At 66.0% G+C, this 14,846-nt stretch carries 12 protein-coding genes and 2 pseudogenes; 6 read left to right on the top strand and 8 right to left on the bottom strand.

Features of this window, described 5'->3' with window-relative positions; genetic code table 11:
• Positions 1-142: 142 nt before the first annotated feature.
• From AB0L58_RS28620 to AB0L58_RS28610, 3 genes are read right to left on the bottom strand one after another with little or no spacing between them, the layout of a single operon-like run.
• Positions 143-643, bottom strand: coding sequence for a VOC family protein (locus tag AB0L58_RS28620; RefSeq protein WP_364391136.1), 501 nt, complete (start codon positions 641-643; stop codon positions 143-145).
• Positions 630-1,391 carry an SDR family oxidoreductase gene (locus tag AB0L58_RS28615; RefSeq protein WP_364391134.1) on the bottom strand — a complete coding sequence of 254 codons (762 nt, stop codon included), beginning with the start codon at positions 1,389-1,391 and terminating at the stop codon, positions 630-632. Before AB0L58_RS28615 ends, AB0L58_RS28620 begins: the two co-directional genes overlap by 14 nt.
• Positions 1,388-2,329 carry an SDR family NAD(P)-dependent oxidoreductase gene (locus AB0L58_RS28610; RefSeq protein WP_364391132.1) on the bottom strand — a complete coding sequence of 314 codons (942 nt, stop codon included), beginning with the start codon at positions 2,327-2,329 and terminating at the stop codon, positions 1,388-1,390. Before AB0L58_RS28610 ends, AB0L58_RS28615 begins: the two co-directional genes overlap by 4 nt.
• 132 nt (positions 2,330-2,461) lie before the next feature.
• Here AB0L58_RS28610 and AB0L58_RS28605 point away from each other — a divergent pair, with 132 nt between their 5' ends.
• Positions 2,462-3,040, top strand: coding sequence for a helix-turn-helix domain-containing protein (locus AB0L58_RS28605; RefSeq protein WP_364391130.1), 579 nt, complete (start codon positions 2,462-2,464; stop codon positions 3,038-3,040).
• A gap of 49 nt (positions 3,041-3,089) precedes the next feature.
• On the opposite strand, the gene AB0L58_RS28600 is transcribed toward AB0L58_RS28605, so the two are convergent.
• On the bottom strand, positions 3,090-3,251 hold the full coding sequence (locus AB0L58_RS28600) for a hypothetical protein (RefSeq protein ID WP_364391533.1): 162 nt from the start codon (positions 3,249-3,251) through the stop codon (positions 3,090-3,092).
• A 415-nt stretch (positions 3,252-3,666) separates the two neighbouring features.
• Between AB0L58_RS28600 and AB0L58_RS28595 the strand changes: the two genes are divergently transcribed.
• Positions 3,667-4,299, top strand: a complete 633-nt coding sequence (locus AB0L58_RS28595; RefSeq protein ID WP_364391127.1) for a CBS domain-containing protein — start codon at positions 3,667-3,669, stop codon at positions 4,297-4,299.
• Positions 4,300-4,502: 203 nt separating this feature from the next.
• Here AB0L58_RS28595 and otsB read toward each other — a convergent pair whose 3' ends face one another.
• The 3 genes and pseudogenes from otsB to AB0L58_RS28580 all read right to left on the bottom strand — a co-directional run.
• Positions 4,503-8,468 carry a trehalose-phosphatase gene (gene otsB, locus AB0L58_RS28590; RefSeq protein ID WP_364391125.1) on the bottom strand — a complete coding sequence of 1,322 codons (3,966 nt, stop codon included), beginning with the start codon at positions 8,466-8,468 and terminating at the stop codon, positions 4,503-4,505.
• A gap of 113 nt (positions 8,469-8,581) precedes the next feature.
• Positions 8,582-9,202: pseudogene (locus tag AB0L58_RS28585) on the bottom strand (MarR family transcriptional regulator); the annotation flags it as partial.
• A 141-nt stretch (positions 9,203-9,343) separates the two neighbouring features.
• A pseudogene (locus AB0L58_RS28580) lies at positions 9,344-9,514 on the bottom strand (helix-turn-helix domain-containing protein); the annotation flags it as partial.
• A gap of 215 nt (positions 9,515-9,729) precedes the next feature.
• Here AB0L58_RS28580 and AB0L58_RS28575 point away from each other — a divergent pair.
• The 3 genes from AB0L58_RS28575 to AB0L58_RS28565 all read left to right on the top strand — a co-directional run bounded on the left by AB0L58_RS28575 (position 9,730) and on the right by AB0L58_RS28565 (position 12,546).
• The gene (locus AB0L58_RS28575; protein ID WP_364391123.1) at positions 9,730-10,788 is read left to right on the top strand and encodes a serine hydrolase domain-containing protein; all 1,059 of its coding nucleotides are present in this window, start codon (positions 9,730-9,732) and stop codon (positions 10,786-10,788) included.
• Between the two features lie 345 nt (positions 10,789-11,133).
• Entirely contained in the window at positions 11,134-11,736 is a 603-nt protein-coding gene (locus tag AB0L58_RS28570) for a hypothetical protein (RefSeq protein ID WP_364391120.1), read from the top strand.
• Positions 11,737-11,886: 150 nt separating this feature from the next.
• Positions 11,887-12,546: an amidohydrolase family protein gene (locus AB0L58_RS28565; RefSeq protein ID WP_364391118.1), complete on the top strand. Its 660-nt coding sequence runs from the start codon at positions 11,887-11,889 to the stop codon at positions 12,544-12,546.
• Between the two features lie 636 nt (positions 12,547-13,182).
• On the opposite strand, the gene AB0L58_RS28560 is transcribed toward AB0L58_RS28565, so the two are convergent.
• Entirely contained in the window at positions 13,183-13,632 is a 450-nt protein-coding gene (locus AB0L58_RS28560; protein ID WP_364391116.1) for a helix-turn-helix transcriptional regulator, read from the bottom strand.
• Between the two features lie 435 nt (positions 13,633-14,067).
• On the opposite strand from AB0L58_RS28560, the gene AB0L58_RS28555 reads away from it, so the two are divergent.
• Positions 14,068-14,772: a hypothetical protein gene (locus AB0L58_RS28555; RefSeq protein ID WP_364391114.1), complete on the top strand. Its 705-nt coding sequence runs from the start codon at positions 14,068-14,070 to the stop codon at positions 14,770-14,772.
• Positions 14,773-14,846 lie beyond the last annotated feature (74 nt).

The raw sequence follows: 14,846 nt of genomic DNA, 5'->3' as shown, positions 1-14,846 counted from the left end.
TCCAACAGTCCCGAGGAACAGGACACCGCCATCGGCGACTACATCCGCTGGCGCAACCAACAGGCCGCACCGATCCGGGACTTCGGGGTCGGATCCAAGATCCGCCACCCCGAATACCTAACGAACGTTGTCTGACGCGGCGCTAGCGACGCCCGGGCGCGCCACCGCCCGATGCATTTGATGGCGCGTCTGCAATGGTCGGTCTCGGAGCACCTGCAACGAGGGGAGCAACCAGTTCGATGAGGTTGCCCTCGGGGTCCGCGATGTAGGCGAATTGCGCGTCGCGGCGCGAGTTCACGGTCGGCTGTGAGACGAGTCTGGCTCCTGCCGAGACTGCCGCAATGACGGCATCTGCGAGGAGTTCGACTCTGAGTGCGAAGTGGAAGGGTCCGCGCCGTCGCGACGCGGCAATCGGATCGGCGGCGGGTGTTGGCTCCGAAAGGCCGTTGACCGTCAGTTCTAGACTGGCGCCTCGCTGGTTCGCGACCGTCGCAAGCCGGATCGGAGCCGGATCGAAGTCCGCCCGTGACACCTCGTCGAACCCCAGGGCCGCATAGAAGGCGACCATGGTTTCGAGGTCTCCGACGGAGAGCGCGACATGGTCGATCGTCGCGCTCTCCAGGGGGCGTTCAGCGGGCGGCATATCCGCCGTCCACGGGGATGGCGGTGCCGGTGACGAAACTCGACCGTTCCGAGCAGAGCCAGACGACGGCGTCGGCGATCTCTTCGGGGCGTCCGATGCGTCCGATGGGGTGGGCGGCGATCCGGGCGGCCATGATCTCCGGCGGGCGTCCCTCGGCGATCAGGGGTGTGTCGACGAGGCCGGCTGCGATGGCGTTGACCCGGATGCCCCGAGTGCCGTAGTCGAGCGCGGCGGTCTTGGTGAGCCCGACTTGACCATGTTTGGCGGCGACGTATCCGGCGAATCCTGGGACGCCGACGATGCCGGCACCCGAGGCGATGTTGACGATCGAGCCGTGGCCGAAGGGCACCATGTGGCGCAGCTCGTGCTTCATGGACAGGAACGTGCCGCGCAGGTCGATGTCGATCATGCGGTCGAACTGCTCGTTGGAATAGTCCGCGAGCGGACGGAGGTCGTCTCCACCGGAGACGCCGGCGCTGTTGATGCCGTAGTCGAGTCGGCCGTCCTCGCTCGCAGCCGCGTCGACGGCATGGGCTACCGAGGCCTCGTCGCTGACGTCGCACAGGACCCAGGCGGCCGAGCCGCCCGCCTCCCGCACGAGGGTGACGGTTTCCTCCAGGGTGCGTTGGGTACGTCCGGCGATCGTGACGAAACAGCCCTGCGCGGCAAGTGCGATGGCGCTGGCCTGGCCGATGCCGGTGCCGCCTCCCGTGATGAAGGCACGGGTCCCTTCGAGCTGCCCGCTCACTTGCCGACCCCGGTCAGCTCGATGGAAAGATCCCACAGCCGACGGGCATTGTCCGGGTCGAGGGCGTAGTCCGCTACGCCTCGGCGGACTCCGGGGAGGAACGGTTCGGCCTCCTGACAGTCCTCGAAATAGGTGCCCGTCACGCCCTCGACAAGCGGGGACGCAGCGAGCAAGACCGATGTCGCGGCTCCCTGTGCGATGTTCTTCTCCGACACACCGGTCTTGCCCGAGGGGTCGAAGGTCGGCGGCGGGGCGTCGATGTGGCGGCCCAGGTTGGTCTCCCAGATGCGGCCCGGGTTGAGCGCGTTGACCGCGATGCCGTCCTGCGCCCACTTCTTGGACGCCTCGACCGCGAAGAGAATGTTGGCCGTCTTCGACTGCGCGTAGGCAAGCCACGGGTCGTAGGGCTCCTTGACGAAGTCGAAGTCGTTGAAACGAACGGGACCGTTGATGTGCCCGACCGAGCTCAGCACCACTACACGGGCGTGCCCAGCGGCCTCGAGCGCGTCGTGGAGGCCTACGGTGAGCGCGAAGTGGCCGAGGTGGTTGGTTGCGAACTGGAGTTCGCGACCCTCGGGCGTGTGCTGCTCGGGATTCGCCATGGTGCCCGCGTTGTCGACCAGGATGTCCAGCGGGCCTGTCCAACCCTTCACGAACTCGGCGATCGACGAGAGGTCGGCGAGGTCCAGGCGCGCCGCGTGAACATTCGGATTGGAGGTCGTCGCACTGATCTCGTGCGCGGCCTGCGCGGCTGCGTGGAGGTTGCGAGCCGCGATCGTGACATCTGCCCCGACTGACGCCAGCGCTCGCGCGGTCTCCCGGCCCAGGCCACTGGCACCTCCTGTGACGATCGCGCGACGTCCGGTGAGGTCGACGCCGGCGATCACCTCATCGGTGGTCGACTGTGCGCCGAACGGTGTCGTGATGCGTTCTGTCATTGTTCTGCCCTTCTCTCGTCCACCTTGGGCGCTTCGCTGTCGGTCCCAGGGATGCTGAACTAAGATGCAAGTGGAGTCGCATCCGGTTACCGATCAGCATAAGCGGATGCGCATCCGCTTGCAAGGAGGAACATGCCGCGCTCGCTTCGCGCCGATGCCCAAGCCAACTACGACCGCCTGCTGGAGGTTGCCGCGCAGGTGTTCGCACGCGAGGGCGCGGACACCTCGATGAAGGCGATTGCCGCCGAGGCGGGGGTCGGTATCGGCACGCTATACCGTCGGTTCCCGGCTCGGGAGGATCTGATCGAGGCCACCTACCGAAGCACGACCGACCTTCTGTCCGACTCCGCGTCGAGCCTCCTCCATGAGCTCGCCCCGGTCGATGCCATGCGCGCATGGATGGAGCGGTTCGTCGACTACATGCTCACCAAGCAGGGCATGGCCGACGCGCTGCCGGCGATCCTCGCGACCCGCGAAGGCCTTCGCTTGCACAGTCGGGAGGCGCTCGCGGGCGCCGTCACCGAACTGCTGGACGCCGGCATTTCCGCAGGGCAATTCCGCGCCGACGTCTCGCCGTCCGATGTCCTGATGGCGCTCGGCGGCGTCACTCTCATCAGTGGACATGAGCACCAGCGCGAGCTGGCCACTCGATTGCTTGGCCTACTGCTGGACGGGCTCGAGGCTCGTCCTGGTGCCGTGCCGATGGCGTAGAAACCAAGCGCTGATGTTCACTGATATGCCAGAGGCCGACGTTCGGCAGTTACCTCGGCAGCGCCAACTGCTGGGAGTCACCCATCAGAAAACGGTCCGGACGTGGGTACGTCAGGTCGAGATCGATGAGGGTGCCCGCCCGGGTGTCACTTCTGGTGAGTCCCGCGTAGCAGAAACGTTTGCGGTGTGAGAAACGCAGAACTGCGGCCACCTTCACCATCATCCCACCGGCGCACGGCGTCGTGTCTGGTTGCCAACGGATGATCCGCAGGGGGCTTTCGCCACTATCTGCGACGGGAGGCGTGGAGTGAGATGGCAGAAAGGAGGCCGGTTATGACACAGAACGTCACCGAGCGGGTTCGGCGCGGTGTGATCCTCGGTGGCGTACTCGACACCGTCCGCGGGGACCGCCACGCCTGCGGCTTCACCCCTTTACCCGACAACTCCGGGGCGGGCGACCGGTCCGGCTGTCCGCTCGCCCCACGCTCGATCAGCCCGATACCGAGAGGATTGCCGAAGTCGATGCGGTTCCCAAAGGCTCGTGCTTGGTTGACCGGCATCGCCACTCGGCTCACCATCAGGTTCGCGACCACTCGGCACCGGGCTCTTTCCTGGAGGTGAATGCAATGTATGCCCGCGACATTTTCAGCCGACCGGTTGTCAGGGTCCGACCCGACACCCCGTTACCGGAGGCTATTTCGCTGCTGACCGAAGGCGGATTCGGTGCACTACCGGTCGTCGACGAACAGGACCGGGTGATCGGCATACTGACCGAAGCCGATGCGCTGGCCGCCCGCGGTGCCGCCCAGACCGCGAGCGTAGAGGCAGCGATGACGGTCCCGGCCGAGGTGGTCGGGCCTGGTACGGCCGTCTCCACCATCGCCTCCCGGATGATTACCGGAAACCTGCGGTCCATGCCGGTGGTCGAGGCGGGCGTGCTCGTCGGCATCGTCGCTCGCCGCGACCTTCTGCGCGCCCTCGTGCGCGACACGGCAGCTATGACGGCCGATGTCCGCGCCCTGCTCGACAACTACGCCGGCAGCAGACGGCAATGGTCGGTCGAGGTCGCCGAGGGCCGGGCAATCATTCGGGGCCGCTTCGCCGACTCGGACGAGCAGCGCACCGTCTCAGAGCTCGTGCTCACCGTCGACGGCATCGACGACGTCGAGATCGCGGCCGACCCGGCGCCCTCGACGCGACCGCCGACAATGCCGCTGACGGAATGGCTGCAACAGCGGGCCGACGAATCGATCGTGTAGCCGAAGCCACCACGTTTGTATTCGACACGCCCCCTATCGAGTCGTCGGCGTCGACGACGGTCACCGGCGGCTGGGTGCGGCCCCGTTCGAGGAGTTCGTCGATCATTTCCCAGGGCCTGCTCCGATTCGCGGAGGTGGCGTTCGCTGTCCGGTATGGCGACCTGGAAGCGGGTGCCACGACGGCTGCCTTCTGCAAAGTCCTACTAGGCGCGAGCTCGGAAGGTCCAGCCGGGGGCCAACTGTTCGACCTGCCCGCGGCATTCGATCTCGATCGGTGGCAGGTTTCCCGGCTCCGACCTGACCTCGACGTCGCTGCCGCTGATACGGATTCTGAGTTGGTGCCCGCGGTAGGTGATCGGGAACGTCAGCGCACCAAGGGATGACGGCCAGTGCGGCGCGAATATCAAACGCTCGCCGCGGGTTTCGAGCCCGGTAAAGCAGCGTTGCAGCAAATCGATGCTGCCCGCCATCGCGCCGAGGTGGATACCCTCGGCGGTGGTGCCGCCTTGGATGTCACCGATATCGGCCTCGAGGACGCTGTCGAAGAATTCCATCGCGCGTTCCCGGTTGGCGCGGGCCAGCACCCAAGAATGGACGACGCTGCTCAACGTCGATCCGTGTGAAGTCCGGGCGAGATAGTAGTCGATGGTGCGGGGGATCATGGAGGCAGACAGGTCGTAGCCGAGTTCTCCCAACAATTCCCGTAATTCGTCGGAGGACAGCAGATAGAACAGCATCAGCACGTCGGCCTGTTTGGCGGCTCGGTAGCGATTGATGTCGTCGCCTTCCGCCTCGAGTATGCGGTCCAGTCGCTGGATATCGCCGTACCGTTGCCGGTAGCGTGCCCAATCCAGTTCGGCCAGTTGGTCGTAGCCCTCGAACTGGCTGATGATGCCATCGTGGAACGGCACGTACATGCGGCGGCCGACATCGGCCCAATGCTGTGGTTCCGGTTGCGCCACACCGAGGGTTTCCAGCAGTTCGGTGCGTTCGCGAGGCGCGAGCAGGTCGAGCGCGTCGAGAGCGCGCCGAATCACCCACACCGCCATGATGTTGGTATAGGCGTTGTCGTCGATTCCGTCGAAAGGGCGTGCCGGATAACCGGAATGGAATTCGTCCGGTCCGATCACCCCCCGGATTCGGTAGCGGTCCCGGGTGGTGTCGTAGGTGGCGATACCGGCCCAGAATCGGGCGATCTCCACCAGCATCTCGGTGCCACATTCGCGCAGGAATTCGCGGTCGCCGGTCACCTGGTAGTACTGCCACACGTTGTGTGCGATCGCGATACCGATGTGAGTAGCTCGCTGGCTCGGGTCGGGATTCCACCGTCCAGATCGTGGATTGAGATGCATTTGCTGGCTTTCCTCGCGCCCGTCGCTGCCGGACTGCCATGGGAACATCGCTCCGGAGTAGCCGTTCGCGTGCGCCGCGCGTCGTGCCTCGGGCAGTCGTCGGTGGCGATACCGGAGCAATGATCGGGTCAAGGCGGGAAAGCGCAGGTTCAGCACCGGGAAGACGAACAGTTCATCCCAGAACACATGTCCGCGATACGCCTCACCGTGCAGTCCGCGCGCCGGGACACCGACATCGAGATCGGCGGTATTGGGCGAGAGCGTCTGTAGTAGATGCAGCAGATGCACGCGCAGCACGCGGGCCGCGTTCTTACGGTCTTCGAGCTCGATGGACAGCCGATCCCACAGGCGTTCCCAGGCCGCGACATGACCGTCGAGCAGTTGCCCGAATCCGCCCTCGGTGCTCAGCCAGCGCACGACCTCCTCCTCCGGCGTCGAGGTCGCGTGATCACGCCCGGTGCAGATCGTGACCGTTTTCTCCAGGGTGGCCGCCGCCCCGGCGGCCACCTCGACGGTGAAATCGTGTCCGATCGCTCCGTCCTGTTCGACGAATTCCCCCGCCTCGACGATGACTTCCCCATTCCGCAGGATCCTGCTGCGCGACGCGAGTGCCACCGAAATTCCGGACCGGCTCGTCCGTACCGTCAGCAACACCGAATCAGCGGACAGCTCTGTCCCCCGTAGGTCGGTGAGATGGTCGCCGGACAGTCCCCGATAGCGTTGCACCAGCTCATTTCGCACGGCTCCGTCCAACGCCGAGCGGATCACCAGGCGCCCCGACCAGTTCTCGGCGACAACCGTCATCTCCAGAGCGCAGACATGCGGTCGGTGCATAGCGACCACCCGCCGGTGCTCGACGGCGGTGATCCGGCCCGCGGCATCGCGGAACCGGAAGCTGCGGGTGAGCACGGCCCGGCGCAGGTCGAGTTCCTGTCGGTAGCACAGCAATTCGGTGGTGTCGAGGTCGAACCACGGGCCGTCCTCGATCCGGAACGACACCGGTAGCCAGTTCGGCAGGTTGACCAGGCTCTCGTTGGCGAGTCGGCGTCCGGCGATCTCGTCGGTGAGCCGGTTGTAGATACCGGCGGCATAAGTCCCGGGATAGTGGTGCTCCCCCGCCCGTGCTTCCGGCGCCGCCCCACGCGTGGCGAAGTAGCCGTTGCCGAGCGTGCACAGTGCTTCTCGGAGTTTCTCCGTCTGGGGGTCGTAGCCGTCGAAGGCCAGTGTCCAGGCATCGGGTGTGTCCGGGTCGGATTCGCGATGCAATGTCCTGGCGAGCCGGTCGAGGAGTTTCCTGCCCTGTCCCGGCCCGTCGACCGCGAACCGTGCGGCCGTGCGCCGATCGCCATCCTCGCTGTGGCGCACCACGATTGCGATCCCGTGTGCGGCGACCGCGTCGAAGGCGTCCTCGTCGGTGAGATCGTCGCCGAGGTAGATCGGCAGCTCCGGGCGCGCGAGCCGGTCCAGGATCCAATCCAGTGCCCGGCCCTTGTCCCAGTCCGTATCGGGGCGCAACTCGGTCACCTTACGACCGTTGGAGATACGAAGCCCGGACTGCTGCGCGACTGCGTGCACTGCGCCGATCGCGCGGGCCACCACCTCTGGTACAGCGTTGCGATAGTGCATCGCGACGGCGAATCGCTTGTGCTCCACCAGGATTCCGGGAGTATCGGCCACTCGACGGGTCAGCTCATCCGCGGCAGCGGCGATGGCGTGCTCGGCGGCCGGTGCCGCGTCGTGTACGTGGTAGCTACCGTCGGGACCGATCAATTCGAAACCATGGCTGCCCGCATACCAAATCCCCTCCAGTCCAACTCGCTTGCGTAGGTCCGTGAGATCGCGGCCGCTGATGATCGCGACCGGGCAGACACCGGCGAGTTCGGTGATCGCGGCCGCCGCGCCGTCGACCAGGACCGCGGCATCCGGATCTGGCACGATCTGGGCGAGCGTGCCATCGAAGTCCATCAGCACGGCCACATTCGCGGTGTCGAGCAGAGCCGATATCCGGGGCCAGGACTCGAGCGCACCCGGAATCTCCGACATACGTCGGAACCCGGCGCGCACCCGCACCTCGGCCAGATCGGTAACCACGACATCGGCCCCATGCGCACGCAATTGATCGGCGTGCCCGGTTCGATCGATACCCACCACCAGCGCGAAACCGCCCCGCCGCCCGGCCGTCACCCCGGCTTCGGTGTCCTCGGCCACGACCGTCCGGCCCGGATCCGCGCCGAGCCGTCGAGCCGCTTCGACCAACATGGCCGGATCGGGTTTTCCCGGCAGCCGTAGATTTTCGGCGACCATCCCGTCGATGTATACCGTGAACAGATCCCCGATCCCAGCCGCCTCGAGCACCTGGGCACAATTGCGGCTGGCCGAGAAGACCGCGGTACCGATCCCAGCGTCCCGCAGTTGACGTGCCAAGGCGACGGTCGACTCGAAGACCGGAACGCCGTCGCGGACCAGCCGATCCCGGAACAGATGATCCTTCCGATTGCCCAGACCGCACACCGTTGCCGCGTCCTCCGAGTCGGACGGATCGCCCCAGGGCAACGAAATACCACGTGCGGCAAGGAAATCCGCGACACCGCTGTATCTCGGCTTGCCGTCGACGAAGCGCTGGTAGTCCGCGACGGTGAACGGCGAGCGATCCTGTCCTGGCCCGGCGGGGTAGGACGCCAGGAAGGGGTCGAACAGGTCGGTCCACGCGGCGGCGTGCATCGACGTGCTGTCGGTGACCACACCGTTCATATCGAAGATCACCGCGTCGTATCGGCGCGCGTCGATCACGCGTGCGGCCTGCTCGCCTGCGTCCACAGCTCAAGCCTGGGGCGATGCATCGGCCCGATCAAGAGCCGGAAGTCATGTGCAATATGTCCGAGTGCCCCATCCCACCTGCGGCCTCGCGCCCACGACCTCGCTGCCGCGGCCTACGTCGTATTCCGGACGAGCCTTCGCCGCTGGGTGGTGGTGAGGCGATCGGACCGTGCGACCACGTAGCAGGCATCGGCTTCGTTGCTGCGCACGGCGACGGGGTCCGTGAGGTCGGGGTGGCGGGCGGCGTCGTGCAACGCCGTCGTCACCCGGTCGAAGGGCCAATCCAGCGCGGCGGCAAGCTGCTCTGGGGTGAGCGGCGTGCCTGCGTGCACGAGCGCGGCGAGGACGGTGAGCGCGTGCTCGCCCGCCGCGGTATCCACCGGACCGCCTGCGATATCGTGTCCGAGTCGGGCGAAGAACAGGCCCATGTGCTCGAGTCGCGCACCGACGGGTGTTGTCGCGCCGAAGATTTCGGCGCCGCGCTCGGCGGCCTCTGCCCACCGGTTGGTCGTTCGGGCGCTGTCGGACCATGCTTCGAACCACACATCGTCGTCGACGATGTAGCGTTCACGTCGCCCGTCTCGGGCGCGGCGGATCACCTCGAGCCCGTCGAGGTAGGCGACTGCCTTCGAAATCGACGCGGGGCTCACCTGCAATCGTCGGGCGAGTTCGGCCGCTGTTGCGCTGCCCGAATCGGTGGTGAACAGCGACGCCAGCACGCGGGCCGCCATTCGCGGTAGGCCGGAATCGACCATCAATGCCGCGAACTGTTCAGCGAATTCGCGCACTGTTTCGTCCTCATGCCCCACGTTGGCCTCGGAAAGTCCTTGCTGCGCAGTAGTTACGCGTCGGCGGGCTCGCCGTCGAGTGGCTCGCTGCGCGACCTCGGCCCGGTAGTCGCGCGGTCCACCGTTGCGCGCCACTTCGCGGGTGACGGTCGAGGTGGGTCTGCCCACCCGCCGGGCGATTTCGGCGTAATCGAGTCCCGCCGCGAGCCCGGCGGCGATGTGCCTGCGGTCCTGCTCGGTCAGCCTGCCTCCGGGCATGGGTGCGTCGTTTCCTTCCGGATCGGAGTCCGGTTCAGTGTGCGTTAACCCTCCCGGTCATTGCAACGAATCGTTGCGTTTCTCGGCACTGCTATTGCAATGATTTGCGAATACTCGCAGGTGAAATAGCACATAGCCACCCGCGCACGGTTGATGGCTCAGGAAACGCGACGTAGCTTTCGTGGCGGCGTGAGGACGGACGAGAAGGAACGGATATGACGAAAACGACGGCTCCCATCGCGATCCAAGACGTGCTCGATCGGGCGGTGACCGAAGGCGGTGTGCCCGGGATCCTCGCCGAGGTACGCGACGGTGAACGGCAATGGTTCGGTACGGCGGGTGTCGCCGACACCGCCACCGGACGACCGCGCCTGCCGCAGCACCGGTTTCGTATCGGCAGCACTACCAAGACCTTCGTGGCCACCGTGCTGCTGCGACTCGTGGGTGAGGGCCTTCTCGGCCTCGACGACACCGTGCAACAGTGGTTGCCGAACGTAGTGCGAGGCAACGGCAATGACGGTGACGCGATCGCCGTGCGGCAGTTGTTGAACCACACCAGCGGCCTGTTCAACTACACCGACGACCGAGAAGCGTTGAACCGCTACGAGACCCACACCCCGGCGGTGCTCGTCGATATCGCCCTCGCACACCCGCCCACCTTCGCGGTGGGCACGGAGTGGGGTTACAGCAACACCAACTACATCCTCGCGGGAATGCTGATCGAGGCGGTCACCGGCACGTCCCTGCACGACGAGCTCCATCGATGCATCATCGAGCCGCTCGCTCTCACCGCGACCTTCCTGCCCCACGGCGGCGACCCCACCATAGCGGGGCCTCACTCCCGCCACTACACGAAACTGTTCGACCCGAGTCCCGACGCCGCGATCCACGACGCGACCGAGCTGGACGTCTCCATGTTCGGCGCGGCGGGCGGCATGATCTCAACCGCCGGTGACCTGCACCGCTTCTTTGCAGCCCTGCTCGGCAGCCGGCTACTCCGCCCCGCCGAACAAGCCGAGATGTTGCGAACTGTCCCCACCAGGGACTGGATCGCGCACACCGGCTACGGCCTCGGCATCTCCTCGGTAACTCTGCCCTCCGGCGTCGTGCTGTGGGGAATGGGCGGCGCGCTGTTCGGTTCGTGGACATACACATACGGCACCCGCGACGGCCGCCACGTCCTCGTCGCCAATGTCAACGCCGACTGGGCCCACGGCGACTGGCACGATCCGATCGGCGTGTTCACCGATCTGCTCCAGGTCGAATTCGACTGATCCGCGGATACGGGCCTACCCGCGCTGCGGGCCAGGCCCACCACTGGGTTGAGTGTTTGGTGGCTCGCTGGGCAGCGTCGTCGCCACGACGCGTCCGCCCAACGGATCTGGAACATGTTCGCTGAGCGGATCATCTGCTGTCGATGGTCCCACGACCGACAACGCGATAGTCCTGAAGCGGCGGTGGCCAACGACACCGACGGGGCGTGCCCAGAACACTCGACCATGGCATCGGAGTTCTCAGATGCGCACTCCTCCAAGACGACGGCACTCAGCGTGACATTTCCGAGATCATTTCGTAATGTATCGGTGACGCGTCCCCAACGATAGCCAGTAACCAACATTATGCCTGGTCAACACCGCAAACGTTCGGTAGGCCGCAAGCGCACTCCGCTAGCCGTGGTTGTGGCTGCGTGTGGCATCGCTGCCATTGTCGCAGTGGTGCTGTGGGTGGCGAGCCCGACCGCTCCCCATGCCGCGGTCCAAGCATCCCCCGCCGCCGCACCGTCGACGGCGCGGCCGGCACCAGCAGCTGCGGCCGAGCAACTACCACCGTCGGCCGAGGAATACATCAAACACCTACCCGTCCTGTGTTCGACCGAACTCGCCGGCACCCGACCGCATGTGGCGCAGGTGGGCCACTTGCTCGGAAAGATGTTCGGGATCACCGACATCGGCGGTGCTTTGGGCCGGGGCAACGACGATCACGGCGCCGGCCTGGCAGTCGATTTGATGACATCCGATTCCGCACGCGGCGATGCGATCGCCGAATTCGTGCTGGCCAATCAGCAGCGTTTCGGTGTGACCTACGTGATCTGGCAGCAGCGTTACAACGACGGCAACGGCTGGTCATACATGGAAGACAACGGGAGCCCGACCGCAAATCATTACGACCACGTGCACGTATCCTTCGCCGCGAATGCCACTGATGTGGACATACAGTGCTGACCGCCACCGCACGCTCAGCCGGTCAGCGCATGGGCGTGGTCGTTTCGCCGGTCTCGCAGTTTCTTGACGTCGGCTTCGATTTCGTTTGGGGAAGGAGTTCCCTGCACGGATATCGACATCACGGGTCTGTGCTGTCGCGGGCCCGACATCGTGTGGGTGCATTTGAACTACGCGTCATCGGAGCAGTTGCGGCGGGTGGTCGAGACCGGCGGGCACGTGGCCACGTGTCCGGAAGCCGAGATGGCGATGGGCATGGGCCGCCCGGCGACCGAACGGGTGCTGGCCGCGGGCGGTCACTGCACGCTGGGATGTGATGTCACCACATCGGTGTCGGGCAGCGTGCTGCAGCAAGCGCGCACCGCGATGCAGGTCGGCCGGCTACTGGATGCCGACGAGCGGATGGCCACCGGCAAGGCGCCGTTGTCGGTGCCGCCGTCGTGCGAGACGATGCTGAAGGCGGCCACGATCTGGGGGGCGGAGGCGCTGGGGCTCGCCGACCGTGTGGGCAGCCTCCGGCCGGGCAAGCAGGCCGACGTGATCGTGGTGCGCGCGGACGCAGTGAACACCGCTCCGCTGATCGATCCGTACGCCACCCTGATAAGTCAGGCACAACCGGCAAATGTCGACACCGTGATCATCGCCGGGCAGATCCGCAAATCCGGCGGTGTGCTGACCACCGACTGGTCAGCGGTGCAGCGGCGGCTGGAGCAGTCGCACGAATACGTGACACGCGCGGTGGCCGACCGCGGCGGATTCCTGCCGCAGCCGGCACTGGATCTGCCCTGGGCGGTGGTTCTGGCCGATGGGTAGGCCGGCGGCATGCGCCATGCTTGCCAGGGCCGTCGCGAGTTCCAGGTTGTCGGCGGCGGTGAGTTCGTCGCGCTAACGACTGTTGAAATCGAGATTATCGAATTCCAGCGCGTCGAATCCCCTTGTGGCGCAAACACTGACCATCTCGCCGATAACACGGGCGAGCTGGGTCCGCCTCGCCGGTGTCGGCGATCAGCTTGTCGGGCTCTCGGCGATCAGGGGACGGCCGTCGCCTCCGATGAGGAGGAGATCGCGTTGCTGAACCATCTTTAGGTCACGCTCACCGGGCTGCGTCTGGAAACCGTTGACATAGCAGATGTTGTACAAGCCGGGGCGGGTGCCATCGTGCTGTCTTCGGGTGGCGGATACGGGCCGCCGAGCTGATAGTCGGCCACCGCTGCGGCCGGAAAGCACAGCGGCCCATGGGCGTTCGCCATCCCGAACATGCGCTGGAATCGATCCCGCGGCAGGTGGGTCGTCTCGACCGGCGCTCCTCCTCGAGGTCCTAGCCCGTTGCGCGATGGCTGCCAAGACGTTATTGGTGCTGTGTTCGTTCGAACACGTTACAGCGCGATGGTCGGTTGACCTGCGTGTGTGGGCGTCGGAAGATGTTGTGCCGCAGCGATATCCGTGTGCTCACCCGTACCGGATATCGCGGGGAGTGGTGCCGAAACGATGTCGGAAGGCGGTACTGAACGCGCTGGCGGAGCTGAAGCCGAGTTCGACTGCGACAGTGGTGTTGTTCCGATCGCGGTACGCGGGGTCCTGCAGTCGTGCGTAGGCCAGCTGCAGGCGTTCTTCCTTGATGAGTTCGCGCGGTGTCGTACCGGCCCGCTGCAGGGCGACCTGGATCCGACGCAAGGACCAGCCCAGAGCGTGGGCGACGGTGGTGCCGGTCAGTTCGGGGTCGTGGGCGTATGCCCGGACACAGTGCCGGATGGTGGATTCCAGATCCTCGAGGTGACTGGATTCGGTGGGGTGGTCACCGAGGATGTGCGTGCGCAGCAGATCGACCAACCGGGCGGATACGGCATCGAATTGGCGGTGGCCCAGAGAGTCGCGCTGGGCGAACAAAGCGGTGGCCATCTCGGCGACAACTTATCCGAGTCCGGTGGTGAATGGTGGCTTCGGCCGGTCCGTGATCGCGGTCACGACAGCCCTGCGCGCAGCAACAATTCTTGTGCGCTCCGCGGAAAGCAGGGCCCGACACAGCACCTCTACGTTGTTATTCCAGCACGGCACCATCACAACGACAACCTGAGCATGCGGCCGATAACGAGGTCCGAAACCAGATGGATGACAAGCAGGTTGAGTCTGCCTGATAGCGACCACCGCAGATTTCGTGGGTCTCGAACAGGATCTCTCCGCCGAGCCCGGCACCGCCCTGACCCCGCACGATCCCGGTCCGCTGCTGCCGACGTCGCAGGCACCCGGGATCATCAGGCTACGCAACGCACTGCACCGGCGACGACCACTGGCTACAACCCGATCGGTGCACTCGTATCTGCTGGTCCGCAGTCCATGTACCCGGGCTCGAGCGCACCGCAGATCGAACCGGGCTCCGCGCAGCAGCCCGCTGCCGAAAGCTCGGTCGCGGGCACCGAGAATGCCGCATCATTGCCGGGCGCGGATGATTCGATTCCGGCCGTGCCGGGCACGACATCACCAGCCGTCGCGACGCCACCGCGGACCGGTGATCTCTCGGTCGCCGGGAGGCCCGGGGGCACACCGTGGTCGCGAACGCCGGGGACGACGTTTCCGTTGTTGCTGTCGGGCCCCCTATGGTCGGGGGCTCGCCCACTGGCACAGGTTTTCGCGGCGCACCCGAGCGGCACGCAGCCCGCCCAGCCCGAACGAGAGGGCAAGTCCCGCAAGAAGAAGCGCGAATCGACCCCGCCGAAGCACATCCGAGTACCGACCGATGCGGCGGCAGCCGGGGAACTCGCTGATCGGCACCGACTGCGGATCGTCGGCTTCGACACCTCGGGCATCGGACAGGAGATGGTCGCCCAACCGGCCGCGGCCATCGACAGCGTTCTCCGCGAGTATCCGTTCGTCGACCTCGGCGGGATCGAGATCGCCGAACTCGGCGACCGGACCTCCCAGGTAACGCGGGATCGGAGCGACGAAGCGTCGGAATCGGCGAGCACCGGGTCGTGGATCCTGCTCGGCCGCACCCCCGTCGCGAATCCGGCCCAATACACCGGGCGGTCAGCGCCGCAGTGACTGTCACTATCCCGCCCGACTTCCCGGACTGGCTGACGCGTTGGGTGGTCGGTCGCATTCCGAAGGCGAAGATC

Origin of the sequence: Nocardia sp. NPDC052112, from assembly GCF_040680135.1 — a bacterium.
GTDB lineage: Bacteria > Actinomycetota > Actinomycetes > Mycobacteriales > Mycobacteriaceae > Nocardia.
Note: the sequence above shows the minus strand (reverse complement) of the source record. Positions and strands in the feature narration are given on the sequence as shown.

Excerpts from the sequence above, each read along its gene's own strand:
- AB0L58_RS28620 (WP_364391136.1), bottom strand. The coding sequence starts at position 643 with ATGCCGCCCGCTGAACGCCCCCTGGAGAGCGCGACGATCGACCATGTC.
- AB0L58_RS28605 (WP_364391130.1), top strand. The coding sequence starts at position 2,462 with ATGCCGCGCTCGCTTCGCGCCGATGCCCAAGCCAACTACGACCGCCTG.
- AB0L58_RS28575 (WP_364391123.1), top strand. The coding sequence starts at position 9,730 with ATGACGAAAACGACGGCTCCCATCGCGATCCAAGACGTGCTCGATCGG.
- AB0L58_RS28570 (WP_364391120.1), top strand. The coding sequence starts at position 11,134 with ATGCCTGGTCAACACCGCAAACGTTCGGTAGGCCGCAAGCGCACTCCG.
- AB0L58_RS28560 (WP_364391116.1), bottom strand. The coding sequence starts at position 13,632 with ATGGCCACCGCTTTGTTCGCCCAGCGCGACTCTCTGGGCCACCGCCAA.
- AB0L58_RS28610 (WP_364391132.1), bottom strand. The coding sequence starts at position 2,329 with ATGACAGAACGCATCACGACACCGTTCGGCGCACAGTCGACCACCGAT.
- AB0L58_RS28555 (WP_364391114.1), top strand. The coding sequence starts at position 14,068 with ATGTACCCGGGCTCGAGCGCACCGCAGATCGAACCGGGCTCCGCGCAG.
- AB0L58_RS28595 (WP_364391127.1), top strand. The coding sequence starts at position 3,667 with ATGTATGCCCGCGACATTTTCAGCCGACCGGTTGTCAGGGTCCGACCC.